At 66.4% G+C, this 24,624-nt stretch carries 23 protein-coding genes; 7 read left to right on the top strand and 16 right to left on the bottom strand.

Going from position 1 to position 24,624, the window contains the following annotated elements; all coding sequences use genetic code 11:
- The first annotated feature begins 28 nt into the window (after positions 1-28).
- A complete protein-coding gene (locus tag H7F35_RS14940; protein WP_187113607.1) occupies positions 29-658 on the top strand; it encodes a YceI family protein in 630 nt (209 codons plus the stop codon).
- 29 nt (positions 659-687) lie between these two features.
- Here the strand turns inward: H7F35_RS14940 and H7F35_RS14935 are convergent, their stop codons facing one another.
- Entirely contained in the window at positions 688-948 is a 261-nt protein-coding gene (locus tag H7F35_RS14935) for a hypothetical protein (RefSeq protein WP_187113606.1), read from the bottom strand.
- A gap of 134 nt (positions 949-1,082) precedes the next feature.
- Here H7F35_RS14935 and H7F35_RS14930 point away from each other — a divergent pair, with 134 nt between their 5' ends.
- Complete coding sequence (locus H7F35_RS14930) at positions 1,083-1,724, top strand: LysE family translocator (protein ID WP_187113605.1); 642 nt, start codon at positions 1,083-1,085, stop codon at positions 1,722-1,724.
- Between the two features lie 13 nt (positions 1,725-1,737).
- On the opposite strand, the gene H7F35_RS14925 is transcribed toward H7F35_RS14930, so the two are convergent.
- From H7F35_RS14925 to argS, 7 genes are all read right to left on the bottom strand, one after another.
- Positions 1,738-3,351, bottom strand: coding sequence for a phospholipase D family protein (locus H7F35_RS14925; RefSeq protein WP_187113604.1), 1,614 nt, complete (start codon positions 3,349-3,351; stop codon positions 1,738-1,740).
- Between the two features lie 10 nt (positions 3,352-3,361).
- Positions 3,362-4,960 carry an RNA polymerase factor sigma-54 gene (gene rpoN / locus H7F35_RS14920; protein ID WP_187113603.1) on the bottom strand — a complete coding sequence of 533 codons (1,599 nt, stop codon included), beginning with the start codon at positions 4,958-4,960 and terminating at the stop codon, positions 3,362-3,364.
- Positions 4,961-4,977: 17 nt separating this feature from the next.
- A complete protein-coding gene (gene lptB / locus H7F35_RS14915; protein WP_187113602.1) occupies positions 4,978-5,772 on the bottom strand; it encodes an LPS export ABC transporter ATP-binding protein in 795 nt (264 codons plus the stop codon).
- On the bottom strand, positions 5,769-6,482 hold the full coding sequence (gene lptA, locus H7F35_RS14910) for a lipopolysaccharide transport periplasmic protein LptA (RefSeq protein WP_187113601.1): 714 nt from the start codon (positions 6,480-6,482) through the stop codon (positions 5,769-5,771). Before lptA ends, lptB begins: the two co-directional genes overlap by 4 nt.
- Before the next feature lie 198 nt (positions 6,483-6,680).
- The gene (locus H7F35_RS14905; RefSeq protein ID WP_187113600.1) at positions 6,681-7,328 is read right to left on the bottom strand and encodes a thiol:disulfide interchange protein DsbA/DsbL; all 648 of its coding nucleotides are present in this window, start codon (positions 7,326-7,328) and stop codon (positions 6,681-6,683) included.
- Between the two features lie 265 nt (positions 7,329-7,593).
- Positions 7,594-8,370 (bottom strand): SPOR domain-containing protein, encoded by a 777-nt coding sequence (locus H7F35_RS14900; protein ID WP_187113599.1) that lies wholly within the window; start codon positions 8,368-8,370, stop codon positions 7,594-7,596.
- A gap of 8 nt (positions 8,371-8,378) precedes the next feature.
- The gene (gene argS, locus H7F35_RS14895) at positions 8,379-10,064 is read right to left on the bottom strand and encodes an arginine--tRNA ligase (RefSeq protein WP_187113598.1); all 1,686 of its coding nucleotides are present in this window, start codon (positions 10,062-10,064) and stop codon (positions 8,379-8,381) included.
- A gap of 131 nt (positions 10,065-10,195) precedes the next feature.
- Here argS and H7F35_RS14890 point away from each other — a divergent pair, with 131 nt between their 5' ends.
- Positions 10,196-10,531: a hypothetical protein gene (locus H7F35_RS14890; RefSeq protein ID WP_187113597.1), complete on the top strand. Its 336-nt coding sequence runs from the start codon at positions 10,196-10,198 to the stop codon at positions 10,529-10,531.
- A 73-nt stretch (positions 10,532-10,604) separates the two neighbouring features.
- On the opposite strand, the gene H7F35_RS14885 is transcribed toward H7F35_RS14890, so the two are convergent.
- The 5 genes from H7F35_RS14885 to H7F35_RS14865 are packed head-to-tail and all read right to left on the bottom strand — an operon-like array spanning position 10,605 to position 15,206.
- Complete coding sequence (locus H7F35_RS14885) at positions 10,605-11,057, bottom strand: DUF2214 family protein (RefSeq protein WP_187113596.1); 453 nt, start codon at positions 11,055-11,057, stop codon at positions 10,605-10,607.
- Between the two features lie 60 nt (positions 11,058-11,117).
- On the bottom strand, positions 11,118-12,044 hold the full coding sequence (locus H7F35_RS14880) for a LysR family transcriptional regulator (RefSeq protein ID WP_187113595.1): 927 nt from the start codon (positions 12,042-12,044) through the stop codon (positions 11,118-11,120).
- Positions 12,045-12,084: 40 nt separating this feature from the next.
- On the bottom strand, positions 12,085-13,071 hold the full coding sequence (locus H7F35_RS14875; protein ID WP_187113594.1) for a Bug family tripartite tricarboxylate transporter substrate binding protein: 987 nt from the start codon (positions 13,069-13,071) through the stop codon (positions 12,085-12,087).
- A 4-nt stretch (positions 13,072-13,075) separates the two neighbouring features.
- Positions 13,076-14,278, bottom strand: a complete 1,203-nt coding sequence (locus H7F35_RS14870; RefSeq protein WP_187113593.1) for a CaiB/BaiF CoA transferase family protein — start codon at positions 14,276-14,278, stop codon at positions 13,076-13,078.
- Complete coding sequence (locus H7F35_RS14865) at positions 14,271-15,206, bottom strand: hydroxymethylglutaryl-CoA lyase (RefSeq protein ID WP_187113592.1); 936 nt, start codon at positions 15,204-15,206, stop codon at positions 14,271-14,273. Before H7F35_RS14865 ends, H7F35_RS14870 begins: the two co-directional genes overlap by 8 nt.
- A gap of 117 nt (positions 15,207-15,323) precedes the next feature.
- On the opposite strand from H7F35_RS14865, the gene H7F35_RS14860 reads away from it, so the two are divergent.
- Positions 15,324-16,064, top strand: a complete 741-nt coding sequence (locus H7F35_RS14860; RefSeq protein ID WP_187113591.1) for an IclR family transcriptional regulator — start codon at positions 15,324-15,326, stop codon at positions 16,062-16,064.
- Between the two features lie 322 nt (positions 16,065-16,386).
- Here H7F35_RS14860 and H7F35_RS14855 read toward each other — a convergent pair whose 3' ends face one another.
- A complete protein-coding gene (locus H7F35_RS14855; RefSeq protein WP_187113590.1) occupies positions 16,387-17,358 on the bottom strand; it encodes a Bug family tripartite tricarboxylate transporter substrate binding protein in 972 nt (323 codons plus the stop codon).
- A 45-nt stretch (positions 17,359-17,403) separates the two neighbouring features.
- The gene (hisC, locus tag H7F35_RS14850) at positions 17,404-18,384 is read right to left on the bottom strand and encodes a histidinol-phosphate transaminase (RefSeq protein ID WP_187113589.1); all 981 of its coding nucleotides are present in this window, start codon (positions 18,382-18,384) and stop codon (positions 17,404-17,406) included.
- A gap of 224 nt (positions 18,385-18,608) precedes the next feature.
- Here hisC and H7F35_RS14845 point away from each other — a divergent pair, with 224 nt between their 5' ends.
- Entirely contained in the window at positions 18,609-20,783 is a 2,175-nt protein-coding gene (locus H7F35_RS14845) for a malate synthase G (protein WP_187113588.1), read from the top strand.
- A 138-nt stretch (positions 20,784-20,921) separates the two neighbouring features.
- A complete protein-coding gene (locus H7F35_RS14840; RefSeq protein WP_187113587.1) occupies positions 20,922-22,199 on the top strand; it encodes an MFS transporter in 1,278 nt (425 codons plus the stop codon).
- Positions 22,200-22,238: 39 nt separating this feature from the next.
- On the opposite strand, the gene H7F35_RS14835 is transcribed toward H7F35_RS14840, so the two are convergent.
- The gene (locus tag H7F35_RS14835; protein ID WP_187113586.1) at positions 22,239-23,540 is read right to left on the bottom strand and encodes a YhcG family protein; all 1,302 of its coding nucleotides are present in this window, start codon (positions 23,538-23,540) and stop codon (positions 22,239-22,241) included.
- A gap of 55 nt (positions 23,541-23,595) precedes the next feature.
- Here H7F35_RS14835 and H7F35_RS14830 point away from each other — a divergent pair, with 55 nt between their 5' ends.
- On the top strand, positions 23,596-24,624 hold the full coding sequence (locus tag H7F35_RS14830) for a hypothetical protein (protein WP_187113585.1): 1,029 nt from the start codon (positions 23,596-23,598) through the stop codon (positions 24,622-24,624).

Genomic DNA, 24,624 nt, shown 5'->3' with positions numbered 1-24,624 from the left:
CGCTTTCATGACCTCCACATCCATCGCCATGAAAAAGCTCCTTATTGCAGCGGCGCTCTCGGCCGCGGCCGTCACGCTGGCCACGGCACAGGAATACACCGCGCCGGCAGTCGCCGCCAAGCCCGCGGGTGGCCCGGCGAAGAACGCCAACTACGTGGTCGACCCCACGCACACCTTCGTGATGTACGAGATGGGCCACTACGGCACCACCACCAACCGGGGACGCTTCAGCACGAAGGACGGCTCGGTGAAGATCGACGGCACCGGCAGCAGCGGCAAGGTGGACATCACGATGGACATCAGCTCCATCAACACCGGCGTCGACCTGCTCAACCGGCATGTACAGAGCAAGGATTTCTTCAACGTAGCGGAGTTTCCGACCGGCCGCTTCGTGGCCGATCGCATCGACTTCAGCGGTGACAAGGTGGTCGACGTGCCAGGCACGCTCACCCTGATGGGCCAGACACGGCCGGTGACGCTGAAGGCCGTGCGTTTCAACTGCTACCTGAGCCCGCTGATCAATCGCCAGGTGTGCGGCGGCGACTTCGAGACCACGGTGGAGCGCAGCGACTGGGGAATTACCTGGGGCCTGAATTTCGGCTTTGAAAACAAGGTGAAATTGCTGGTGCAGGTGGAAGCGGTCAACATTCAGCCGTAGCCGCTCCCGGCGTGCCCGCGGGGCGTTGCTTACCTGACGACGCTTTTGCGGGCGTTCCGTCCGAGGTGGCCCGCGCTGGCCCTGGACGACTTCAGCCGCTGGCGAACGGCGATGACCGCACGCGGAAGATTCAGCAAAGCAAGCATCCAGGCACCGGTGACAACAGTCATCACCGCGCCGAAGATCAGTTGCTCGGAAAGCGGTGCATCGTTCCAGTAGAAAAAGCTCAGCAGGAACGACAGGACCATGGCCCAGACAGCGAGGAGTAGAAGATTTTTCATTTTTTGCACCGCGGTAGTCCGATGCAGAAAATGTAAAACAAAAGATATCAAAGTACTACTTATAGTTTACTTTTCAATCTCCGATCAACGTGCATTTCTGCACGCTGTTCGCGCTTTTCAAGGCATCCCAGGAGTCAGACCCGATGGACAACACCCTTTCCCTGCTCGGCATCGCCGGCGCCATGGCCGTGGGCGCGATGAGCCCGGGCCCCAGTTTCGTCATGGTGGCGCGCACCGCCGTGGCCTCGCGCGGCGACGGCTTGGCGGCGGCACTGGGCATGGGCGCGGGCGGCATGGTCTTCGCGATCGCCGCGATGGCCGGCCTGCAGGCCGCGTTCCTGGCGGTGCCCGGCCTGTATCTGGCCATCAAGGGTTTTGGCGGCGCCTACCTCATCTACCTGGGCATCCGGATCTGGCGCGGCGCGCGACAGCCGCTGGACGTGGCGCAGGACGCCGGCACATCCCCGCGCCAGCAGGGCCGGGGCGGGCGCACCTTCCTGCTGGGCCTGGCCACGCAGGTCAGCAACCCCAAGACGGCGGTGGTGTACGCGAGCATCTTCGCGGCCTTCCTGCCGCGCGAGGTGCCGCTGGTGCTGGCGCTGGCGGTGCCGGCGGTCATCTTCTGCATCGAGACCGGCTGGTACACCATCGTCGCGCTGGCGCTGTCCTCGGCAGCGCCGCGCTCGGCCTACCTGCGCTACAAGACCTGGATCGACCGGGCGGCCGGCGGCGTGATGGGCCTGCTGGGCCTGCGGCTGGTCTGGTCGGCCGTGCGCGGCGGCTGAACGCCGGGGGCGTCTACAGCAGGCTCTCGGGCGTGAGCGGCGCCAGCAGTTCGAGCATGGTGCGGTCCCAGAAGCCCGAATCGGGCTCTTCGTGGAGCACGGTGGTCTGCCCGGCGTCTTCGCTGACCCACTCGATGCGCGAGCCGTCGCTGCCTTCGGCAAAGCGCAGCCGGTAGGCGCCCTGCTGCTTGAGGACGTCGATCAGCTTGAGCGTCTGCTGCGCCATCTCGGGGCTGCGGATGAACAGCCCGATCTCGGTGTTGTGCGACTCGGAGCGCGGATCGAAATTCATCGAGCCGACGAACAGGATGCGCTGGTCGATCACGGCCGACTTGGCGTGCAGCCGCCCGATCGAGGTGCCGAACAGCCCCAGCCGCACGCTGCGCCGCGTGCGCGTCGAACTCAGTTCGTAGAGGTCGACGCCCAGCTTGAGCATGTCCGGCCGGTAGCGCCGGTAGGCGGTGTGGACCAGCGGCTCGTCGGTGGCGGCCAGCGAGTTGGTGACGACACTGATCTTCACGTTGCGCCCGCGGATCTCGCGCATCACATCGAGCCCCGTGGCACCCGGGATCAGGTAGGGCGAAACGATGGTCACTTCGGAGCGCGCGCGGCGCATCTGCTCGACCACGTTGTAGCGCACGCTGTCGACGTCCAGCAGCGGCACGCCGCCGTACGACGCCGTCTTGCCGATCACGCGGTCGGGTGAATCGGCGTAGGCCTCGGCGGTGGTCCAGATCAGGTCGAGCTTGCCGGCGTCGAGGTTTTCGACCATGGGGCTGTAGCCGAGCAGGTCGTTGGGCGCGGGCTTCGGCGGGGGCGGCGTGGTGGCAGGGCCGGTGGCGACATCGAAGCGTTTTTGCAGTTCTTCGCGCGACAGGCCGCTCGCCACCACCGACTGGATCGGCCGCACGTAGACGCTGTTCCAGTACTGGTCGAACAGGCTGCCCAGGCGTGGCACCAGCGCGCCGGCGACGAAGGTGTCGAGGTCGATGAAGTTCTCGCCCGAGGTGCGCGTGAAGTACTGGTTGCCGATGTTGCGCCCGCCCGCCACCGCCATCGCGCCATCGGCGATGAACAGCTTGTTGTGCATGCGGCGGTTGACCCGCTCGAAATCGAACAGCGACGCAGTGAAGCGCTTGAGCAGGCTGCCGCGCCCGGCCGGAAACGGGTTGAACAGGCGCAGCTCGACATTCGGCGTGGCGGCCAGGCCGAGCAGCAGTTCGTCTTCGCCCGAGGTGTAGAGGTCGTCCATCAGCAGGCGCACCCGCACGCCGCGCTGGGCCGCGTCGCGCAGGGTGCGCAGCAGGTAGCGGCCGGTCTCGTCGTTCTCGATCTGGTAGTACTGCACGTCGAGCGTGCGCTGGGCGCGGCGCGCCAACTGGATGCGGGTGTCGAAGGCAAAGTCGCCGCCCGGCATCAGGCGAAAGCCGCTCAGATCGGGGTCGGGCTGGGAAGCCAGCGCGATCTTGCCGAGCGCGGTGTCGGTCGATGCGGCCATGGCCTTGGTGGGTGGGCGCGGCGCCTCGTCGGGCAAGTTGGCGCAGCCGGCGAACAGCGACACCACCGCCAGGAAAAAGACCCAACGTCCACAGCGCGACAGCAGGCGGCTCCGTGGGCGATGGGCCATTGGCGGTCTTCTACAGGGCTTTGCGCAGGTTCGCGGGCGCGATGCGCAGCGCTTCGCGGTACTTGGCCACCGTGCGCCGCGCGCATTCGATGCCTTGTTCCTTCAGCATCTCGGAGATCTGGCTGTCCGACAGCGGCTTCTTGATGCTCTCGGAGGTCACGAACTGCTTGATGAGCGCGCGCACCGCGGTGCTCGATGCGTTGCCGCCGGTCTCGGTGCCCAGCGCAGAGCCGAAGAAATACTTGAGCTCGACCGTGCCGAAAGGCGTGGACATGTACTTGGCGGTGGTCACGCGCGAGATGGTCGACTCGTGCAGCCCCAGTTCGTCGGCAATCTCGCGCAGCACCAGCGGCCGCATCGCGAGTTCGCCGTGCACGAAGTAGCTCTTTTGCCGTTCGACGATGGCATTGCTCACGCGCAGGATGGTGTCGAAGCGCTGCTGGATGTTCTTGATGAACCAGCGCGCCTCCTGCAGACGCTGCGACAGCGCCTGGCTGCCCTCGCCCTTGTGCGCCTTGAGCGCGCCAGCATAGATGTCGTGCACGCGCAGGCGCGGCATCACCTCGGGGTTCAGCATGACGCGAAACTTGATGCCGGTGCCGCGTCCGGTCTTGGTGACGATCACGTCGGGAATGACGATGTTGCGCTCGACGTCGACAAAGCGGCGCCCCGGCTTGGGTTCGAGCCGCGCAATGACCTGCAGCGCCGAGCGCACCAGCTCCTCGTTGCTGCGGGTGAGCGTGGCCAGCCGCTTGAAGTCGCGTCGCGCGAGCAGCTCCATCGGCTGCTTGCAGATGGCAATGGCGATCTTGTAGACCTGCGCCTGCGCTTCGTCCATGTCGCGGTCTTCGGCAGCCAGTGCGCGCAACTGGATGCCCAGGCATTCGCCCAGGTCGCGCGCGCCCACGCCCACGGGCTCCAAGCTCTGCAGCAGGCCCAGCGCCACCTGAAAGTGGTGCACGAGGTCGTCGAACTGATCGTTGTCGTCGCCCGCGAGGCCCGAAGCCAAGGCAGGCAGCGAGTCTTCGAGGTAGCCGTCGTCGTTGAGCGACTCGATCAGGAAGCGCAGCGCGGCGCAGTCGTTTTCGTTCAGGCGCAGGCTCAGCGCCTGGCGGTGCAGGAACGATTGCAGCGACTCCTGGCTGCGTGCGAGTTCGGTGGCGTCGGCGCGCTCGTCGTTGCCCAGGTTGTTCTGTCGCGCGGGTGCATCGCTGCCCCACTCGCTGTCGTCCGGTGCCATGTCGACGGTGCCGTCGCCTTCCCAGTCGGGCTCGCGCTCGGCGATCTCGGCGGCGGGGCCGTCGGATTCGCCCGGGGTGCTGGTCTCGGTGGACGCGGTGCTCGTGCTGCTGGTGGGCGCCGAGGCGAATTCGCTTTCGGCGGCTTCGCCTGCCTCGTCGCGCTGGACCGGCGTGTCGACGGCATCGAGCCCGAACTCCTCACGCGCCGCTTCTTCGGCGGTGCGTTCGAGGAACGGGTTCTCGTCGAGCATCTGCTCCACCTCCTGGCTCAGTTCGAGCGTGGAGAGCTGCAGCAGACGGATCGACTGCTGCAGCTGGGGTGTGAGCGCGAGATGCTGCGAGACGCGAAGGGACAGCCCTTGCTTCATGGGGAAAGCCGCCCTCCCTACATCCGGAAGTGTTCGCCCAGGTACACCCTGCGTACTTCGGCGTTGTCGACGATCTCCGAGGGCGTGCCTTGTGCCAGCACATGCCCGTCGCTGATGATGAACGCGTGATCGCAGATGCCCAGCGTTTCACGCACGTTGTGGTCGGTGATGAGCACGCCGATGCCGCGCTCTTTCAGGAAACTGATGATCCGCTGGATTTCAATGACCGCGATCGGGTCGATGCCGGCAAAGGGTTCGTCCAGCAGGATGAAGCGCGGCTGGGTGGCCAGCGCGCGCGCGATCTCGACGCGGCGGCGCTCGCCGCCCGACAGGGCGAGCGCAGGCGAATCGCGCAGGTGGTCGACCCGCAGGTCGGTCAGCAGCTCGGTCAGGCGCTCTTCGATGTGCTGCTTCGACAGGGACACGAGCTTGCCGCTTTCGTCGGGCTCGCTCTGGAGTTCCAGCACGGCACGCACGTTTTCCTCGACCGTGAGCTTGCGGAAGATCGAGGCTTCCTGCGGCAGGTAGCTCAGGCCCATGCGGGCACGGCGGTGGATCGGCATGTGGGCGATGGGCTCGCCGTCGATCGTGATGTCGCCCGCGTCGGCACGCACCAGGCCCACGATCATGTAGAACGAAGTGGTCTTGCCGGCGCCGTTGGGCCCCAGCAGGCCGACGACTTCGCCCTTCTGCACGTCGAGCGAGACGTCCTTGACGACCGTGCGGCTGCCGTAGCTCTTCTTCAGGCCGCGCGCGACCAGGCGGCTGCCCGGCTTGCCGTTGGCGTCCTGGGTTCCAGCGGTTTCGATCACTTTCGGGTTTCTCCCTCGGCACCGAGCGTGGTGGTCGAACGCAGGCCCTTGCCGGCGGCCGGGGTGGGCGCCGCTGCCGCAGGCTTCGCGCCGGCCGGGGCGGAAGCGCCGGCTGCAGGCGCCGGGACGGCCTTGGGTGTAAGGATGGTCTTGACGCGGCCGGTCGGGGACGACGCGTTGACCGCCGTGTTCGGCGGCACGGTAGAACCGTTGACCGTGTAGGTGTCGTTGCTCTGGTCGTAGACGATCAGGGCGCCGTGGCTCTCGTCGTTCGGCGTCGAGCCGAGCAGGCGGCGCATCTCGGCATTGCGGATGAACTTGACGTTGTCAGCGCGGCTGTCGTACTCGATGACTTCGGACTCGCCCTCGATCCACTCGTCGGGCGCATTGCGTTTCTGCTTGTAATACGCCCGCTTGCCAGGCGCCGCCGTGACCACGCCGTACTGGTAGCCCTCTGGGTCCTGGCGCACATCGAGGCGCGCGCCGCGAATGATGATGGTGCCCTTCGTGACCAGCACGTTGCCGGTGAACACGCTGGTCTGTTTCAGGTCGTCGTAGCGCATCGCGTCGGACTCGATGTTCATCGGCTTGGAGCGGTCGGCGGTCTCGGCCAGCGCGCCTGAGGCGAGACCGGCCAGCAACAGCGCGCTGGCGGCCAGGCGGCCGATGCGACGGAGGAGGGAAGTGATGGGGTAAGAATGCAATGTCATAGAGGCACGAAACTTGCTCTGCGGCATTGTATGCGGCTGATTACAGCAGCCCACCATCGCCGATGAAAAAGCCCGCCAAAGCGAGCTTGTGTTCCATTCAGGAAACACCCTGAAACCGATCGGGCCGGTTCGCCGGTGCCATCCCTGTGGAAAGAAGGCGCCGCGGACACGAAGTGCCCCGCGCCTGGAAAGGGCCGATCAGCCCTTCTTTGCTTCGCCGACCAGGTAATTGACGACCTGGAGCACCTTGGTCATGCTGCCGGCGGTCTCGCCATCCACATACCAGCGGCCGGCCACGGCCATGGCCGGCACGCCGGCCACCTTGTAGGCGTCGGTCATCTGCGAGGCGCGCTTGGCCTTGCTGGCCACGCCGAACGAGGTGAAGACTTCCTTGAACTTGGTGCCGTCCAGGCCGTTCGCCGCTGCCCAGGCAATGATGTTGGCGTCGCCGTTCACGTTCTGGCGCTGTGCGTGGATCGCGTTGAACACCTTCGGCTGGTATTCGTCGATCTTGCCCATGGCTTCGAGCGCGTAGTACAGGCGCTGCTTGGCTTCGACGTCGTTGCCCACGAAGGGCACCGGGATGCGACGGAAGGCCACTTCCTTCGGTGCTGTCTTGACCCAGGCTTCGAGCGCCGGCTCGAAGTCGTTGCAATGCGGGCAGTTGTACGAGAAGAACTCGACCACCTCGATCTTGCCGGCCGGTGCATCGACCGGCACGCGCTTGTCGAGCACCAGATACTCGGTGCCGGCCTTGGGCGCGCGCGCCTGGGCGTGGGCCGGGTTGGCAGCCAGGGACAGCAGCCCAAGCGAAGTGGCGGCCAGCGAAAAGTCACGACGTTTCATTGAAAGGGTTCTCCTGTTGGTACGGCAGACTGAGCCGGTGCGCGGCGGGGAGTTCCCCCGCTCACGGCGCGCCCAAGGCGATGAATGGTGGCGGCAAACGCCGCGCGGCGAAGCTTAAAGGCTATTTGTGGCGGCGCCCCGCCGACAAGGTGTGAAGAAACCGTAGCGAGCGCGCCGAGCTTGCATCGAGGACCGCAGCCGTACTCTGTACGGTGAGGACCGCAGGTGCGAGATCGGGGCGCGCAGCAGGTTTATTCACACCTTGTCAGCGCTGCACGCGGACCAGGGCTGACTCCAGGCCGCCGCCGTCAAGCCGCTCCTTGAGCCGGTCGGCGTCGTCCTTCTTGTTGAACGGGCCGGCGCGCACGCGGTAGACCGTGCGGCCCGCCTGCTCGCGCTCGGTGACCTTGGCCTCGACGCCCATCAGCGACAGCTTGGCGCGCTGGGCCTCGGCATCGTCGGTGGTGCGGAAGGCGCCGGCCTGCACGAAGTACATGAACGGATCGGCGCCCGAGGCGGCCGCCGGGGAGGTCGCCGTGCTGTTGGCGTGGCTGCTCGGCGCGGCCGAGGCCGTGGTCGTGCTGCCCGAGCCGCCACCCGAGCGCGCGCGGGCAAGGTCACCCAGCGGATCGTTCGACGGCGGCAGCGCATTGGCTTCGGCCGGCACGGGCGCGGTGCGCGGCGGCTTGGTGGTGGGCGCCACCACCACGGGCACCGGCGGCGCGGTCGTGGGTGGCACGGTCGTCGGCGTCACGGCAGTCGTTGCCGGCTCGCCGGTGACGGGGTTGACGGGACCGGTGGCGGTCGGCGCGGGCTTGGCGGCTCCAGCCTTGCCAGCCAAGGGCGCGTTCGGGTCCCAGTCGCGGTTCTTGCGCGCTTCGGCTTCGTCCTGCTCGGCGCCGCCCTTCTGGGTCTTGGTCACGAACGGGATCGGCACCTTGGTCACGTAGACCGCGATGCCCAGCGCGACGCCAAGGCCGAGCACCAGTCCGATGATCAGGCCGATGACGATGTTGCCGCGTTGTCTGGTTGTCTTCTTCATGGTGGGATTTACATCTTGCTCGGCGCACTGACGCCAAGAATCGCGAGGCCATTGTGCAGCACCTGCGCGGTCGCGGCGACCAGCGCCAGCCGGGCCAGCTTGACCGCCTCGTCGTCGACCAAAATGCGCTCGGCGTCGTAGTAGCTGTGGTAGCAGGCGGCCAGTTCGCGCAGGTAGAAAGTGACGTCGTGCGGCGCGAAATCCTTGGCCGCGGCCGTGAGCATGGCCGGGTACCTGGCCAGCAGCAGCATCAGCGCCTGGGCCGCCGGGCTTTCGAGCGGCGACAGATCGACGCCCTCCAGCGTGGCGCGGTCTCCGCCCCAGCCCGCCAGCACCGAGCAGATGCGCGCATGGGCGTACTGCACGTAGTAGACCGGGTTGTCGTTGTTCTTCGTCACCGCAAGGTCGATGTCGAAGGTGTATTCGGTGTCGGGCTTGCGGCTGAGCAGGAAGAAGCGGATCGCGTCGGTGCTGGTCCACTCGATCAGATCGCGCAGCGTGACGTAGCTGCCGGCGCGCTTGCTGATCTTGACCTCTTCGCCGCCCTTCATCACGCGCACCATGGTGTGCAGCACGTAGTCGGGGTAACCCTCGGGGATGCCCTCGCCCGCAGCCTGCAGGCCGGCGCGCACCCGCGCGATGGTGCCGTGGTGGTCGGTGCCCTGGATGTTGATGACCTTGTGAAAGCCACGCTCCCACTTGGCGATGTGGTACGCGACGTCAGGCACGAAGTAGGTGTACGTGCCGTCCTGCTTCTTCATGACGCGGTCTTTGTCGTCGCCGTAGTCGGTCGACTTCAGCCACAGCGCGCCATCTTGTTCGTAGGTCTTGCCCGCGGCCACGAGCTTCTGCACGGCGGCTTCGACACGGCCGCTGGTGTAGAGGCTGGACTCCAGGTAGTACTGGTCGAAATGCACGCGGAAGGCCTGCAAATCGAGGTCCTGTTCGCGGCGCAGGTAGGCCACCGCGAACTCGCGGATTGCGTCGATGTCCTCGATGTCGCCGGTGGCGGTGACTTCGCGGTCTTCCGACTTGACGGTCTTCTTCTGCTTGAAGTCTTCGGCGATCTCGGCGATGTAGTCGCCGTTGTAGGCCGGCGCCTTTTCGCCGCTGGGCCATTCGGCGTCGCCGGGCTTGAAGCCGCGCGCGCGCAGTTGCGTGCTGTTGGCCAGCGTCTGGATCTGCACGCCGGCGTCGTTGTAGTAGTACTCGCGCCAGACGCTCTCGCCCTGCGAGGCGCGCAGGCTGCAGATGGCGTCGCCCAGCGCGGCCTGGCGGCCGTGGCCGACGTGCAGCGGGCCGGTCGGGTTGGCCGAGACGAATTCGACCAGCACCTTTTCGCCAGTGGCGGGCTGCTGGCCGAAGGTTTCGCCGGCGGACAGCACCTCGCGCACGATCTGCTGCTTGGCAGCCGTCTTCAGACGGATGTTGAGAAAGCCGGGGCCGGCGATCTCGATGGCTTCGACCCATTGGCCGAAAGCGGGGGTGGCGAGCAGCGCAGCGCTCAGTTGCTCGGCCAGTTCGCGAGGCTTGCGCCCCAGCGGCTTGGCGAGCTGCATCGCGGCAGTGCTGGCGAAATCGCCATGCGCTGCCACCTTGGGCGACTCGAACGCGGCTTTGGGGCCAGCGCCGGGCGAGAGGGATTCGAGCGTGTTCGCGAGCGCCGCGAGCAACTCTTGTTTGACCAATAGCATCCGTGAATTTTACCGGGGGCAAACCCGGGGACAGTTAACGTTGGTCATCCGATCGTTGTCCTGGCCCGTTAGGATGGTCGGCCCCGAGGAGGGGCTCCTGTCAAACCAACCTTGCAAGGACACATCCCATCATGAAGAAGCTCCTTTCCCTGGTCGTTCTGGGCGCATGCCTTTCCTTCGGCGCCGCGCAGGCTCAAGACAAGGCCGCCGCACCGGCAGCAGCCCCCGCCGCTGCGGCCGCACCCGCCGCCGGCGCAAGCTGTGACGCCAAGGCTATCGACAAGAACGGCAAGGCCCTGGCTGGCGCCGCCAAGGCCAGCTCGATCAAGAAGTGCGAGAAGGAAACCAAGGCTGCAGCGGCGCCCGCTTGCGCGACCAAGGCCATCGACAAGAACGGCAAGGCCCTGGCCGGTGCCGCCAAGAACAGCTTCATCAAGAAGTGCGAAGCGGATGCAGCCAAGGGCTGACACCGCGCTGCGCTGAATCTGGCGCAAGAAAGAAGGCCCGCCGCGTGCGGGCCTTTTTCATGGGCCGGCTTGCTTACTTGCCGAAACCGCGCGCGAGGAACACGGCCACCAGTGGAATCAGCGCGATCAGGTGCGCCTGCACCATCACCAGCTTGCGCGTCTTCTTGATGTCGTCTTCGAGCGGCAGCTTGCCGGTGGCGCGCAGCGTCTTGCGCCAGCGGAAGTAAGTGAGCGTCGGAAAGATCGACAACACGCCCACGATGATGAACAGCCCCAGCTTCACGTGCAGCAGCGGGTTGGTCCAATACCAGGCCGTGCCCTTCACGCCCCACCAGGTGCGCGCGATGCCGGTCGCGAGCACCGCGATGGCCGCGATGCCGTAGACCATGTCGATCTTGGCCAGCCGCTCCACCACCGCGGCATTGAGCCACTGCACCCGGCACAGCGCGGCTTCGCTGGAAATGAAGACAACCATCGTCAGGATGGCCAGCAAGTGCAGGTACGCGAGGATGGCTTCGAGCGTCATCGATGGCTTTCTTCTCAGTGAGTTGCAAATGCAAACAGATTGTGCCGCCACTGAAGCACCCTACGCCCTGCCTCCCCAGAATTCCGGGTTTCCGTACTGCGCCTTGAGGAAATCAAGCCACAGTCGCACCCGCAGCGGCAGGTGCTTGGCGCCTGCGAACACCGCGTAGATGCCGTTGGGCGGCGCGGCGAAGTCGTCGAGCAGCGGCACCAGCAGGCCCGCATCGATCTCGGCCTCGACCTCCCAGGTGCTGCGCCACGCAATGCCGTGGCCGGCCAGGCACCAGTCGTGCAGCACCTGTCCGTCGGAACAATCGAGCGGTCCGCTCGGGCGCAGATGGATCAGATCCTGTGCGCCGCCCTCGGCGGTAATGCGAAAGGCCCAGCCGCGCGTCTGCGAGGCATCGCTCGACAGCGTGAGACAGGCAAAGCGCGTGAGTTCGCCGGGGTGCCGCGGCATGCCGTGCCGCCGGATGAATTCGGGCGTTGCCACGCAGCGCCGGCGATTGTCGGCCAGCCGCACGCTGACCAGCGACGAGTCGGGCAGGTCGCCCACGCGCACCGCGCAATCGAAGCTCTCGCCGGTCACGTCGACCACGCGGTCGCTGAGATTGAGCGAGATCGTCACCTCGGGATGCAGCGCATGAAAGCGCGGTACCAGCGGCGCCACATGGCGACGGCCGAAGCCGGCCGGCGCCGTCACGCGCAAATGCCCGCTGGCCTTGATGCCGCCGGCGCTCACGCTCGCTTCGGCATTCGCGAACTCGGTCAACAGGCGCTGGCAATCTTCGAGGAAGGCGCTGCCCTCGTGCGTGAGCGTGATGCGGCGCGTGGTGCGCACCAGCAGCTTGACGCCCAGCCGCTCTTCGAGCGCGTCGAGGCGACGCCCCATGATCGCGGGCGCCACGCCCTCGGCCTTGGCCGCGGCGGTGAGCCCGCCACGCGTCGCGACCGAGACGAAGGATTCGAGTTGCTTCAGGCGGTCCATGGGGCCGGAACTATATCGCCCGCTGGCGGGGCGGCGGCGCTTATTCGGGCTGGACACCCGCCTCGCGCACTGCCGCGCCCCAGCGCGCATGCTCCGACCGGATGTACTGCGCCGCCTGCTCCGGGCTGCCGCCACCGGGCGTGCTGCCCTCGGCCAGCAGTTGCGAGATGGTGGCGGGCTTGGCCAGCGCCCGGTCGATCGCGGCATTGAGCCTCTTCACGATGTCGGCGGGCGTGCCGGCCGGCACGACGATGGCCTTCCAGTCCACCGCCTCGAAGCCCTTGTAGCTCTCGCCCACGGTCGGCACCTCGGGCATCACCGGCAGCCGCTTGGCCGAAGTGACGGCCAGCGCGCGCAGCTTGCCGCCCTTGACCATGGCGAGCGCGCCCTGCGGCGTGGCGAACATGTAGTCGGTCTGGCCACCGAGCAGGTCGGTGATGGCGGGCGCGGCGCCCTTGTACGGCACGTTGAGCACCTTGAAGCCGGCGCGCTTGGCCAGCACTTCGCCGGCCATGTGGCCCAGCGTGCCGGTGCCGGCGAGCGCCTGCTTGATCTCGCCGGGCTTGGCCTTGGCGGCCGTGACCAGGTCGGCCAGCGACTTGAACGGCGCGTCCGCCCGCACCACCAGCACCACAGGCTGCGAGGCGACGATCGACACCGGCACCAGGTCCTTCAGCGCGTCGTACGGCATCTTGGGGAACAGCGTCGGGTTGATCGCCAGGTTGGCGGTCTGGCCCAAGCCGACGGTGTAGCCGTCGGGCCTGGACTTGGCCACCACGTCCATGCCGATGTTGCCGTTGCCGCCTGCGCGGTTGTCGACGATGAAGGTCCACTTGGTGTCGTCGATGAGCTTCTGCGCGATCAGGCGCGCCACGATGTCGGTGGCGCCGCCCGGCGTGTAGGGCACGACGAGGCGCACCGGCTTGTCGGGCCAGGCGGCGGTGTCCGCGGCGATGGCGTCGATGACGGGAAGGCATGCAGCGGCTGCGGCGCAAGCCAGCAAGGCGCGCCGTGTGAATGAAAACATGGGGTCAGTCTCCGAGGGTGATGTGGTGTGTCTTGAGGGCGGCGATCTCTGCGTCGCTGTAGCCCACTTCCTTCAGCAACTCGCGGCTGTGCTCGCCGATGTGCGGCGGCTGCAGGCGGATGCCCGGCCGCTCGCCGTCGAGCGTGAACGGCATCAGCGGCACCTTGGCCGTGCTGCCGTCGTTCATGCGCACCGGCGCCAGGCCGCCGGTGGCGTTGAGGTGCGGGTCGTCGAACAGGTCCTGCGGCTTGGTGATGGGCGCGAAGGGCAGCTCGTTCTTTTCGAACACCGCGCTGAGTTCGGCCGCGCTGCGGCCCGCCAGATGCGAGCGCAGGATCGGCATCATCCAGTCGCGCGCCAGCACGCGGTCGTTGTTGGTCTTCAGGCGCGGGTCGGCCAGCATCTCTTCGAGGCCGAAGGCCTTGCAGAAGATGGCCCACTGCTTGTCGCTGACGGCGGCAAGGAAGATCTGCTCGCCGTCCTTCACGGTGAACACGTCGTACACGGCCCAGGCCGAGATGCGGCTGGGCATCGGGTCGGCCGCCTTGCCGGTGGCGGCGAACTGCATCATGTGCTGCGCGACGAGGAACACGTTGTTCTCGAACAGCGCCGACTGCACCTCGCAGCCCTTGCCCGTGAGGTCGCGCTGACGCAGCGCGGCCATTGCGCCGATGGCGCCGAACATGCCGCCCATGATGTCGTTCACGCTGGTGCCCGCACGCAGCGGATCACCCGAGCGGCCGGTCATGTAGGCCAGGCCGCCCATCATCTGCACCACTTCGTCGAGCGCGGTGCGATGGTCGTACGGGCCGGGCAGGAAGCCCTTGTGGCTCACGTAGATCAGGCGCGGGTTGAGCTTGACCAGCGTGTCGTAGTCGAGCCCCAGCTTCTTCATCGTGCCGGGCTTGAAGTTCTCGCTCACGATGTCGGCGGTGGCGATCAGGCGCAGCGCGGCTTCCACGCCTTCGGGCTTCTTCAGGTCGAGCGCGATGCTCTTCTTGTTGCGGTTGAAGGTCGGGAAGAAGCCCGAGCCCGAGCCGAGCAGCCGACGCGTGTTGTCGCCCTCGATGGGCTCGACCTTGATGACCTCGGCACCGAGGTCGGCCAGCAGCAGGCCGCAGGTCGGGCCCATCACCATGTGGGTGAACTCGACGACGCGGATGCCGGCGTACGGCAGCGGATTCGGCGATGTGTTGGCTTCAGACATGTGCGTTGTTTTCCTGGACAAAGCCCTTGGGCAGGCCGGCTTCGGGCGTCATGCCGTAGACCGGTTCGCCGGGCAGGCCGGCCATGAGCGGCGCGCGCGCCGCGATGAGTTTTTGAATGTCGATGCCCGTGCGAACACCCATCGCCTCGAACATGAAGACGAGGTCTTCGGTCACCGCGTTGCCCGACGCGCCGGGCGCATACGGGCAGCCGCCGAGGCCACCGAGCGACGAATCGAAGGTGCGCACGCCCTCGTCCCATGCCGCCAGACAGTTCGCAAGGCCAAGGCCGCGCGTGTTGTGCATGTGGGCGGCGCCCGCATGCTGGCCGATCTCGGCGCGCAGCCGCTTGAAGAGGCGACGCACCTGCGCGGGGTTGGCATAACCCACGGTGTCGGAAAGTCCCGATTCGTCGGCGCCGGCCTCGATGCATTGCGCGGCAAGGCGGATCACGTCGTCTTCCGGCACCAGTCCTTGCAGCGTGCAACCGAAGGCGGTGGAAATGCCGGCTTCGAGCTTCACTTGCGGCGCGATGGCGCGGCGCAGTTCGGCGATGGCACGCACCTCCTCGACCATCTCCGTCGGCGTCTTGCGCACGTTGGCCAGCGAGTGCGCCACGCTGGCCGACACTGGCATCGTGAGCTTGTGCACGCCCGCCTCCAGCGCGGCCTGCGCGCCCTTGCGGTTGGGCACCAGCGCCATCACCACGAGACCGGGCAGCGTGATCGCATGGCGCACCACCTCGGCGGCGTCGGCCATCTGCGGGAGAAGCTTCGCGGGCACGAAGGACGCGACCTCGATCTCGCGCACACCGGCCGCGTAGAGCGCGTCGATCCAGCGCAGCTTGTCGGCCGTGGGCATGGTCGCCTTAACCGATTGCAGGCCGTCGCGCGGGCCGACCTCGCTGATGAGGACATCGGGGGATGTCATTGAATTTGTCTCCTTGCAGCGATCCGGCTCGAATCGCTTGACAGTTCTATTAGACAGAACTAAATTCCGCCAAACAGAATTAAACCGCCGGTCGACTTTCACTGTCAAGCCCAAGCCATGCCCCGCAAAGCCCAGACCGAATCGGTTTCCGACCTCAATGCCGCCCCCGGCGGTGCCGCCGCAGTCGACCGTGCGCTGAGTCTTCTCTCGACCTTCCAGGCGGGCGACGAGGCGCTGACGCTCGCGCAATTCGCCGAGCGCACGCAGCTCTACAAGAGCACGGTGTTGCGGCTGCTGGCGTCGCTCGAACATGCGCGCCTGATCCGCCGGCAGGACGACGGGCGCTATGCGCTGGGCATGGAAATCGCGCGGCTGCATGGGCTCTATGCGGCCTCTCAATCGCTCGACGGCATCGTGTTGCCGGTGCTGCGTGCGCTCGCAACCGCCACCGGCGAGAGCGCGGCGTACCACGTGCGGCAGGACCAGGGCGACAGCTGGGTGCGCCTGTGCCAGTTCCGGGTCGACTCATCGCATGTGGTGCGCGACCACGTGCGCGCCGGCGACCTGCTGCCCAACGACCGGGGCGCGGGCGCACGCGTGCTGATCGCCTTCGGACCCGAGGCCGAACGACCGCGCGGCGCGAAGGAACGCAAGCTGTACGAAGCCATTCGCGCGCAGGGCTACTGCGCGTTGGTGGGCGACCGCACGGCCGAGTTGGCCGGCATCTCGGCACCGGTGTTTCGTGCCGATGGCAGCCTCGCCGCAGCGGTCACGCTGACGATGCCTACGCACCGCTATGACGAGCGATACGTCGAGCCGGTGCGCGCTGCGGCGAAGGAACTCAGCGGGCAGGTTTGAACTGCGTGCGTGGTGTACGTGCCGATTCAGGGCGGGTGCGAATGACACCAGGTGCTCCCCTCCGCGAATGTCCCCCGCTTCGCTCCTCCTTTATTTCGCTGCGGGGAGCACCTGGCGTCATTCGCACAGAGGCACGCTGCTGGTGATCCTGAGATCAACGACCGCTCTGAGCGCTCACGCCGATACGGGGCTCTTTTTAGCTAAACAAAGGAGGAGCGAAGCGGGGGACATTCGCGAAAAAGAGCACCGTGTCGGCGTGAGCGACGCCCTGAACAGCAGCGCCAACACAAGCGCCCAGAACAGACGACAGACAGCAGCAGTCTCAGGCGTCAGCCTTGAAGCCCGAATTCTTGACCGGCATTTCCCAGCGCTTCAGATGCGCGGCCTGAATCGCGGCAAGTTCAGCCGGCCCCGCATGCGTAGGAACCAGCCCCAGCGCGTAGATCTTTTCCTGCACATCGGGTGCCCGCATCGCATCGGCCACGGCCTTGTCGATGCGCGCGACCAGGGCAGGCGACATCCCCGGCGGGCCATACAACCCGAAGAAAGCGTCGGCCGTCACATTGAGTCCTGCCTCCTTCAGCGTCGGCACATCGGGCAGCGCACGATTGCGTTGGTCTCCCGTCACCGCGAGGATGCGGACCTTGCCGGCGCGGTGGTGCTCGATGGTTTCGGAAGCGGTGTCGACCATCAACGGCACCTGCCCACCGATCAGGTCCTGCGCGGCAGGCGCACCGCCGCGATAAGGCACGTGCGTCATCGGCACGCCGGCAGCCTGCGCGATCAGTTGGCCGGCAAAGTGCGGCACCGTGCCCGCGCCCGAGGTGGCGTAGTTGGCCTTGGCGGGGTTAGCCTTCATCCACGCCAGCACGGCTTTGAGGTCGCCGGGCGGCGCGCCGGGCCCGGCCGTCACCGCGAAGTCGAAGGTGCCGCCGAGCGAAATCGGCGTGAAGTCCTTCGCCGGGTCGTAACCGAGGTTCGGGTACAGCCACGGGTGAATCACCATCGCGCCGCTGGGCGAAAAAGCCAGCGTGTTGCCATCCGGCGCCGCGCGCCGCAGTTCGCCCAGCGCAAGGCGGCCGGCCGCGCCCGGCTTGTTGTCGATGATGACGGTCTGCCCCAGCGACGCGCGCATCTTGTCGGCGAGCACACGCGCCACCACGTCCGCCGACCCACCCGGCGGAAAGCCGACCAGGATGCGCACCGTGCGATCCTGTTGCGCGAGAGCCATCGGCGCGATGGCCGCGGTTGCGATGACGGCAGCGGCCTGCGCTGCGAACTGGCGGCGTTTCATGGGCTTTGTCTCCTCGGGTGGTGGTTGTCGGAAGGCGTGAACGGGTCAGCCGCGCAGCGCGGCCAGCACGGCCTTGTTCTGCGCCGGCAGGCCGATGCTGATGCGCAGCCACTGCGGCAGGCCGTAGGTGGCGAGCAGCGAGACCTCGATGCCGGCGGCCAGCAGGCGCGCGTGCACCGCCTGGCCGTCGCCGACCTGCACCGTCAGGAAGTTGCCCGAAGAGGGGATGTACGTCAGGCCCAGTTCGGTGAAACCTGCCGCGAGCTGGTCACGTCCGGCGGCGTTCAGTTCATAAGTGCGCGCGAGAAATTCGGCGTCGGCCAATGCGGCCACGGCTGCAGCCTGGGCCGGCGTCGTCACGTTGAAGCGCGGGCGTTGCGCGTTCATGCGCGCCGTCAACGCCGGCTGCGACACGCCATAGCCGATGCGCAGACCCGCCAACCCGAAGGCCTTGGAGAAAGTGCGCGCCACGATCAGGTTGGGCAGGCGCCGCACCCATTCGATGCTGTTGTAGCGCTGCGCCGGCGAGAGGTACTCAGTGTAGGCCTCGTCCAGCAGCACCGTCACATGCGCGGGCACCGACTGCAAAAAGGCCAGCAGCGGCGCAGCATCGATGAAGGTGCCGGTGGGGTTGTTGGGGTTGGCAACGAACACCAGCTTCGTGTCGTCGCCGATGGCCGCGCGCATCGCGTCCAGGTCATGCCCGAAATCGCGCGAGGGCACGACGGTGGCGTGCGCATGGGCATGCGCCGTGGCCGCCGCATAGACGATGAAGCCGTACTGTGAATAGACGACGCCCTCGCCCGGCTTCAGGCTCACCTGCGCCGTGAGTTCGAGGATTTCGCTCGACCCGCTGCCGAGCGTGAGCCATTCGGGCGGCACATCGAGCTTTGCGGCGAGTGCGTTCTTGAGCGCGGTGCCGTTGGCATCGGGGTAGTTGCCCGCACCTTCGAGGGCGGAGGCTGCCGCGCGGCGGGCCGATTCGGGCATGCCGAGGGGGTTTTCGTTGGAGGCCAGGAGGATCATTGCGGCAGGCGTGGATTTATTTAAGAAGTTAAATATATCCCGCGTTGAAGACCTCCCCATCAGGGCCTACCCTTTGAGCGGAACGGCGCCCTTACGCCGATTACCTTCATTTTTGTCACTGATAAATCCCGCTTTCGACTCTTACTCACCAGCAAAGTATCGAATAAAGTTCAGCCATCCTTCGTTTTCAAGTTTCAGCATTGCGTTCTCTAGGAGAGAAAAACATGACTGCCCGCACCCCCTCCCACGGACTCCAGGTCGCGACCGAGCTTTACCGTTTCATCGAAGACAAGGTCCTGCCCGCCAGCGGCGTGGCCAGCGAGGTCTTCTGGAAGGGCTTCGACGCCATCGTCAGCGACCTCGCGCCGAAGAACATCGCGCTGCTCGCCGAACGCGACCGCCTGCAGATCGAACTCGACACTTGGCACAAGGCCCACCCCGGCCCTATCGCCGACATGCCGGCCTATCGCGCCTTCTTGGAGAAGATCGGCTACCTGCTGCCGCAACCCAAGGGCGCCAAGGCCACGACCGCGAACGTCGACTCCGAACTCGCGCTGCAAGCCGGCCCGCAACTGGTGGTGCCCATCCTCAACGCGCGCTATGCACTGAACGCCGCCAATGCACGCTGGGGCTCGCTGTACGACGCGCTCTACGGCACCGATGCCATTCCCGAAACCGATGGCGCCGAAAAGGGCAAGGGCTACAACCCCGTGCGCGGCGCCAAGGTCATCGCGTTCGCGCGCAACGTGCTCGACCAGGCCGCACCGCTGGCCAACGGCTCGCACAAGAACGCCACCGGCTACAGCGTGAAAGACGGCCAACTGGTCGTCGCGCTGCAAAGCAGCAGCACCGGCCTGGCCGACCCCACGCAGTTCATCGGCTACCAGGGCGATGCAGCCGCACCGTCTTCCGTGCTGCTCAAGCACAACGGCATTCACCTGGACATCCGCATCGACCGCAGCACCGCCATCGGCAAGACCGATGCGGCCGGCGTGAGCGACCTCGTGCTCGAAGCCGCGCTCTCCACGATTCTCGACCTCGAAGACTCGGTGGCCGTGGTCGATGCCGCCGACAAGGTGGTCGCGTATTCGAACTGGCTCGGCATCGTCGAAGGCACGCTCACCGAAGAAGTCGCCAAGGGTGGCAAGACCTTCACGCGCGGCCTGAACGCCGACCGCGAATACACCGGCGCCAACGGCCAGCCCGTGAAGCTGCATGGCCGCTCGCTGATGTTCCTGCGCAATGTGGGCCACCTGATGACCAACCCGGCCATCCTGTACGCAGGCGGCAAGGAAATCCCCGAAGGCATCCTCGATGCCGTGGTGACCACCACCATTGCCACCATCGACCTCAAGCGCAAGGGCAACTCGCGCACCGGCAGCATCTACATCGTCAAGCCGAAGATGCACGGCCCGGCCGAAGTGGCCTTCGCCAGCGAGCTGTTCGGCCGCGTCGAGCAACTGCTCGGCCTGCCCGCCAACACGGTGAAGCTGGGCATCATGGACGAGGAGCGCCGCACCAGCATCAACCTGAAGGCCTGCATCGCCGAAGCCGCCGCGCGCGTGGCCTTCATCAACACCGGTTTCCTCGACCGCACCGGCGACGAGATGCACACCGCCATGCAGGGCGGCCCGATGATCCGCAAGGGCGACATGAAGTCCAGCGCGTGGATCGGTGCTTATGAAAAGAACAACGTGCTGGTCGGCCTGTCGTGCGGCCTGCGCGGCAAGGCGCAGATCGGCAAGGGCATGTGGGCCATGCCCGACCTGATGGCCGCCATGCTCGAGCAGAAGATCGCGCACCCCAAGGCCGGCGCCAACACCGCCTGGGTGCCCTCGCCCACCGCCGCCACGCTGCATGCGCTGCACTACCACCAGGTCAGCGTGACCGCGGTGCAGCAGGAGCTGGAAAAGATCGACGCCGACGCAGAGCGCGACAACATCCTCAACGCGCTGCTGCAGGTGCCGATCGCACCCGAAGCCAAGTGGACCGCCGAAGAGCGCCAGCAGGAAATCGACAACAACGTGCAGGGCATCCTGGGCTACGTGGTGCGCTGGATCGACCAGGGCGTGGGCTGCTCGAAGGTGCCCGACATCCACAACGTCGGCCTGATGGAAGACCGCGCGACGCTGCGCATCTCCAGCCAGCACATTGCCAACTGGCTGCTGCACGGCGTGGTGACCAAGGCGCAGGTCGACGAGACCTTCCAGCGCATGGCGAAGGTGGTCGACGGGCAGAACGCGGGCGACGCGCTGTACCAGCCGATGGCCGGCCACTTCACGACCTCGGCGGCCTACAAGGCGGCGCAGGACCTGGTGTTCAAGGGCATCGAGCAGCCGAGCGGCTACACCGAGCCGCTGCTGCATGCATGGCGCCTGAAGGTCAAGGGCGAGGCTTGATCCCCTGACGCGCATCGGCCCGGCACCCTGCCGGGGTTGACCGAACGAACGGCGCCCGAGGGCGCCGTTCTGCATGAAGCGCGGCATGCCATTAGCATTCGTGCCGCCCCCCTTCTTCTTTCAGCTCCTCCCCTTTCGATGAACACGAACGCGGCATCGCCGCCCCCGCCGCGCTGGTCGACCTCCGCGGCCGCCATGCTCGTGGCCCTTGCCAGCGCCTTCGCGCTGAGCCAGGCCTTCCGCACCGTCGGCGCCATGATGGCCACGCCGCTCAGCAGCCACTTCGGCCTGTCGCCCCAGCAGCTCGGCACATGGGCGGGCACCTTTCACTTCATGTTCGGGATCATGCAGCTCGCGATGGGCGTGTCGATCGACATGTTCGGCGTGCGGCGCACGGTGCTCACCGCCTTTCCACTGGCCATCGCGGGCGCTGCGCTGTGCGCGGTGGCATCGAGCTTTCACATGCTGCTGCTCGGGCAGGCGCTGATCGGCGTCGGCTGCGCGCCGGCGTTCCTGGCCTGCACGGTGTTCATCGCGCGGCACTTCGACGCCTCGCGCTTCACCGCGATGTCGGGGCTGGTGATGAGCATGGCCGGCCTGGGCATCGTGTTCACCGGCACGCCGCTGGCGCTGCTGATCGAGGCCGCCTCCTGGCGCGCCGGCTATGCGGTGCTGGCCGCGTTCGCGGTGCTCTCGTGGATCGTCATCTTCTGGCGCGTGCGCGAACCGGCGCGCGCGGTGGACGCAGCGCCGCAGTCGGCGCCGACCGAACGCCAGTCGCTGCGCAAGGCCGTGCGCGAACTGCTTCCGCTGTTTGCGATGCCGCACACGCTGGGCCTGCTGTGCTTTGCCTGCGTCTCGTATGCGGCCTTCATCACGCTGCGCGGCCTGTGGCTCGGGCCGGTGCTGCACGACCGCCACGGCCTGTCGCTCGTCGCCAGCGGCAACGTGGCGCTGGTGATGACCGTCACCGGCATGATCAGCCCGATGCTGTTCGGCCGCATGGACCCGGGCGCCACGCGGCGCCCCCGCTGGATGATGGGCTGCGCCTGCGCCGGCGCGCTGATGTTCGCGGCGATGGCGCTGACGCATTCGCGTGTGGTCGATATCGGCCTGCCGATCATCTACGGCCTTCTCTCCGGCTACAGCGTGCTGCAGTACGCGTACACCAAGAATGGCTACCCAGCCGCCATGACGGGGCGCGCGATGGCGCTGATGAACATGGCGATGTTCCTGGGCGTGTCGTTGATGCAATGGACGACGGGCGTGGCCGCGTCGTGGGCGGTGGCGCATGGCGTCGAGCCGTTTCGCGCGGTGTTCCTCACGGTGGCGGGGATGCTGGCGGCGGGGACGCTCGCGTTCCTTGTGCTGCCGCGCGCGCATGAACGCTCTGATACTGCATCAGCCGTTCTTTGACCGAAGCACCACGCAGCACCTTCCGGTGCCGTCTTCTTTTTATGCGCCTCGTTTCGCCTTCTTTTTTGCGGGTGCGCGGGCTGGCGCTGCCGTCGACAGTTGGCGAATTTCGCGGCGCAATTCCCGCTCGAGTTCCTGCTCGGTCGGCAAATGCAACTGATAGCGGCTGGCGAAGATGTTGCGTTCCTGTTGCTCGCCCAAGGTGTACTTCACCACTGCATCGTTCTTGTCGGGGCACAGAATGACGCCCAATGTCGGGTTGTCGCCTTCGGTGCGACGCTCGCGATCGTAGTAGTTCACGTAGAACTGGATTTGCCCGAGGTCAGCGTGAGTCAGCTTGCCAACCTTGAGGTCGATCAGTACATAGCATTTCAGCACCGCGTGATAGAAAACCAGGTCGATATAGAAATGGTCGCCATCGATCGTGATGCGCTCCTGCCGTGACACGAATGCGAAGCCTTTGCCCAGCTCGAGAAGAAAGGTCTGCAGGTTGTCGATCAACGCCTGCTCCAACGCCGACTCCACGAGCCTCGGGGATTCGGGCAGCCCGAGGAATTCGATCACCACCGGGTCTTTCAATGCATCGAGAGGCTGTGTCACCTCCTGCCCGTGCGTTGCCAGCCGCATCAAGCCCTTCTTGTCCTTGCTCTTCGCCAGGCGGTCATACAACAGGCTCGCCGTCTGGCGCTGCAACTCGCGCACCGACCATGCATTTCGGATCGCCTCAATCTCATAGAAAGCGCGTGCTTCCAGCCGTGTCACGCGCAAGAGCTGTCGGTAGTGACTCCAGGAAAGAGAAGGATGCAGCGCACCGGGCAGCCAGTCCGGCTCGGTTGTCGATTTCCGAGACGGTGTCGCGGAAATCGGCTGCAGGGGCAACACTTGAGCCGCGGGAAATTTCCGAGGCATCGTCTCGGAAATCAATTGCGGGTAGTCAAGATAGAACTGCCGGAACGCCTCAAGGTTGTCCACCGAGTAGCCGCGACCGAATTCCGTGTTCAAGCGAGCGGACAGCTCGGCAAGTAGCTTTGCGCCATAGCCGGCGCGCCGCTGCCCGCGCTGTTCTTCCTCGACGATCTCGCGCCCGATCAACCAATTGGCGGCAACCTGCGTCGTGTTGACTGTCCGAGCTACACCCTCACGCGCGGCCTCCAGAATCTCGCGCACCCGCCCGAAAAGAGGGCGCGTGGAAGGTGCGGCCTTTGCGCGAGTTGGCGTCGTCGCGCGAACATGGGAGTTGTCGGAAGTTGGCAATGCAGCGCTCTGAGGGAGTTCTTCAGGAATTATGCAGGTGTGATAGACGACCGACAGACGGCCAGGGCGAGCCAGTTCCGGTGCCATCGCGCTCGTGATGCTCGTCCTGTGCGGGCAACGACGCGCTTCTATCATCGTGGCGATGAACCCTCGCATTCACAACGCGCTCACCCGCTGCCTTCACGCGATCGCCCTCGACAACACCTTCGGCTATTCCCCGAGCGCCGAGCAGAAAGCACAGCTCGATGCGCTGGCCGTTGAAATCCAGCCGCTGATCGACGCGCTCGCTGCCGAGCCCTACGCGGGCAAGGGGCTGGGTTGCGGCTACCTGGGCCATCGCGGCTATCGCACGCCGTGGGCCGGCATGATGTACCAGCTGCGAGGCAACCGCAGCGGCGACAGCCTGAGCTGGAAGGATCGCATCGAAGTCCTGTTCGACACGGCCGGCCTCGACGCCAGCGAGATGCTGGCCTGGACGCTGCAGGTGGACGACGACATCCTGCGCGACCATCTGCTGCTGCACATTGCAGCCGATCTCGCGATCGAAGGCGAGATGGCGCGCGTCGAGCAGGAGATCACGCCGCGCCTGCGCCCCGACATGGCCCATCGGGCCGACCGCGTGCTGCTGATGGAATACGCGCGTCGTGGCGATGTCGATAACTTTCTGCGCAAGCACAAGAAATCCGAACAGCGCAAGGAACGCCACACGCTGCTCGATGCGCGCGAGTTGCTGGTCGAGCAGGTGGCCGCGCGGCAAGGCCTCGATGCGGCACTGCGCCTGTGCGAAGAGACCAAGGGCTTCGGCGACAGCTATCGCGAAACGGCCATGCGCACCTATGCGGCCACGGTGAATGTGGCAGCGATGCGCGCATGGATCGCGGCGCACGCGACGCTCTTCGCATCGACACCGGGCTTGGAAGAAGAACTGCTGGTGAAGGCCTATGCCAAGGGGCCGCGACCCGATGGCATCGACAGCAACGACGGCAGCGATCCCTTCGACGAACTGTTCGCCAGGGTCGATGCGCTCGACAAGTCGCTGCGCCACGGGGCGGCCCGCTTGCGCGATGCGCTGCTGCTCGACCTGGGCATGGCCGTGGGGCCGGGCGCGCGCCGGCTGCTGTGCCGAAAGAAGATCGGCAATGCGTCGATCAAGCGCGAGCTTGATGGTTAG

Origin of the sequence: Variovorax sp. PAMC26660, from assembly GCF_014302995.1 — a bacterium.
Classification (GTDB): domain Bacteria; phylum Pseudomonadota; class Gammaproteobacteria; order Burkholderiales; family Burkholderiaceae_C; genus Variovorax.
Note: the sequence above shows the minus strand (reverse complement) of the source record. Positions and strands in the feature narration are given on the sequence as shown.

Coding starts and splice junctions, on each gene's coding strand:
- hisC (WP_187113589.1), bottom strand. CDS start 18,384: ATGATCCTCCTGGCCTCCAACGAAAACCCCCTCGGCATGCCCGAATCG.
- H7F35_RS14940 (WP_187113607.1), top strand. CDS start 29: ATGAAAAAGCTCCTTATTGCAGCGGCGCTCTCGGCCGCGGCCGTCACG.
- H7F35_RS14925 (WP_187113604.1), bottom strand. CDS start 3,351: ATGGCCCATCGCCCACGGAGCCGCCTGCTGTCGCGCTGTGGACGTTGG.
- H7F35_RS14885 (WP_187113596.1), bottom strand. CDS start 11,057: ATGACGCTCGAAGCCATCCTCGCGTACCTGCACTTGCTGGCCATCCTG.
- H7F35_RS14855 (WP_187113590.1), bottom strand. CDS start 17,358: ATGAAACGCCGCCAGTTCGCAGCGCAGGCCGCTGCCGTCATCGCAACC.
- H7F35_RS14930 (WP_187113605.1), top strand. CDS start 1,083: ATGGACAACACCCTTTCCCTGCTCGGCATCGCCGGCGCCATGGCCGTG.
- argS (WP_187113598.1), bottom strand. CDS start 10,064: ATGCTATTGGTCAAACAAGAGTTGCTCGCGGCGCTCGCGAACACGCTC.
- lptA (WP_187113601.1), bottom strand. CDS start 6,482: ATGACATTGCATTCTTACCCCATCACTTCCCTCCTCCGTCGCATCGGC.
- rpoN (WP_187113603.1), bottom strand. CDS start 4,960: ATGAAGCAAGGGCTGTCCCTTCGCGTCTCGCAGCATCTCGCGCTCACA.
- H7F35_RS14860 (WP_187113591.1), top strand. CDS start 15,324: ATGCCCCGCAAAGCCCAGACCGAATCGGTTTCCGACCTCAATGCCGCC.
- H7F35_RS14845 (WP_187113588.1), top strand. CDS start 18,609: ATGACTGCCCGCACCCCCTCCCACGGACTCCAGGTCGCGACCGAGCTT.
- H7F35_RS14840 (WP_187113587.1), top strand. CDS start 20,922: ATGAACACGAACGCGGCATCGCCGCCCCCGCCGCGCTGGTCGACCTCC.
- H7F35_RS14830 (WP_187113585.1), top strand. CDS start 23,596: ATGAACCCTCGCATTCACAACGCGCTCACCCGCTGCCTTCACGCGATC.
- H7F35_RS14835 (WP_187113586.1), bottom strand. CDS start 23,540: ATGGCACCGGAACTGGCTCGCCCTGGCCGTCTGTCGGTCGTCTATCAC.
- H7F35_RS14880 (WP_187113595.1), bottom strand. CDS start 12,044: ATGGACCGCCTGAAGCAACTCGAATCCTTCGTCTCGGTCGCGACGCGT.
- H7F35_RS14900 (WP_187113599.1), bottom strand. CDS start 8,370: ATGAAGAAGACAACCAGACAACGCGGCAACATCGTCATCGGCCTGATC.
- H7F35_RS14870 (WP_187113593.1), bottom strand. CDS start 14,278: ATGTCTGAAGCCAACACATCGCCGAATCCGCTGCCGTACGCCGGCATC.
- H7F35_RS14905 (WP_187113600.1), bottom strand. CDS start 7,328: ATGAAACGTCGTGACTTTTCGCTGGCCGCCACTTCGCTTGGGCTGCTG.
- H7F35_RS14865 (WP_187113592.1), bottom strand. CDS start 15,206: ATGACATCCCCCGATGTCCTCATCAGCGAGGTCGGCCCGCGCGACGGC.
- H7F35_RS14890 (WP_187113597.1), top strand. CDS start 10,196: ATGAAGAAGCTCCTTTCCCTGGTCGTTCTGGGCGCATGCCTTTCCTTC.
- H7F35_RS14875 (WP_187113594.1), bottom strand. CDS start 13,071: ATGTTTTCATTCACACGGCGCGCCTTGCTGGCTTGCGCCGCAGCCGCT.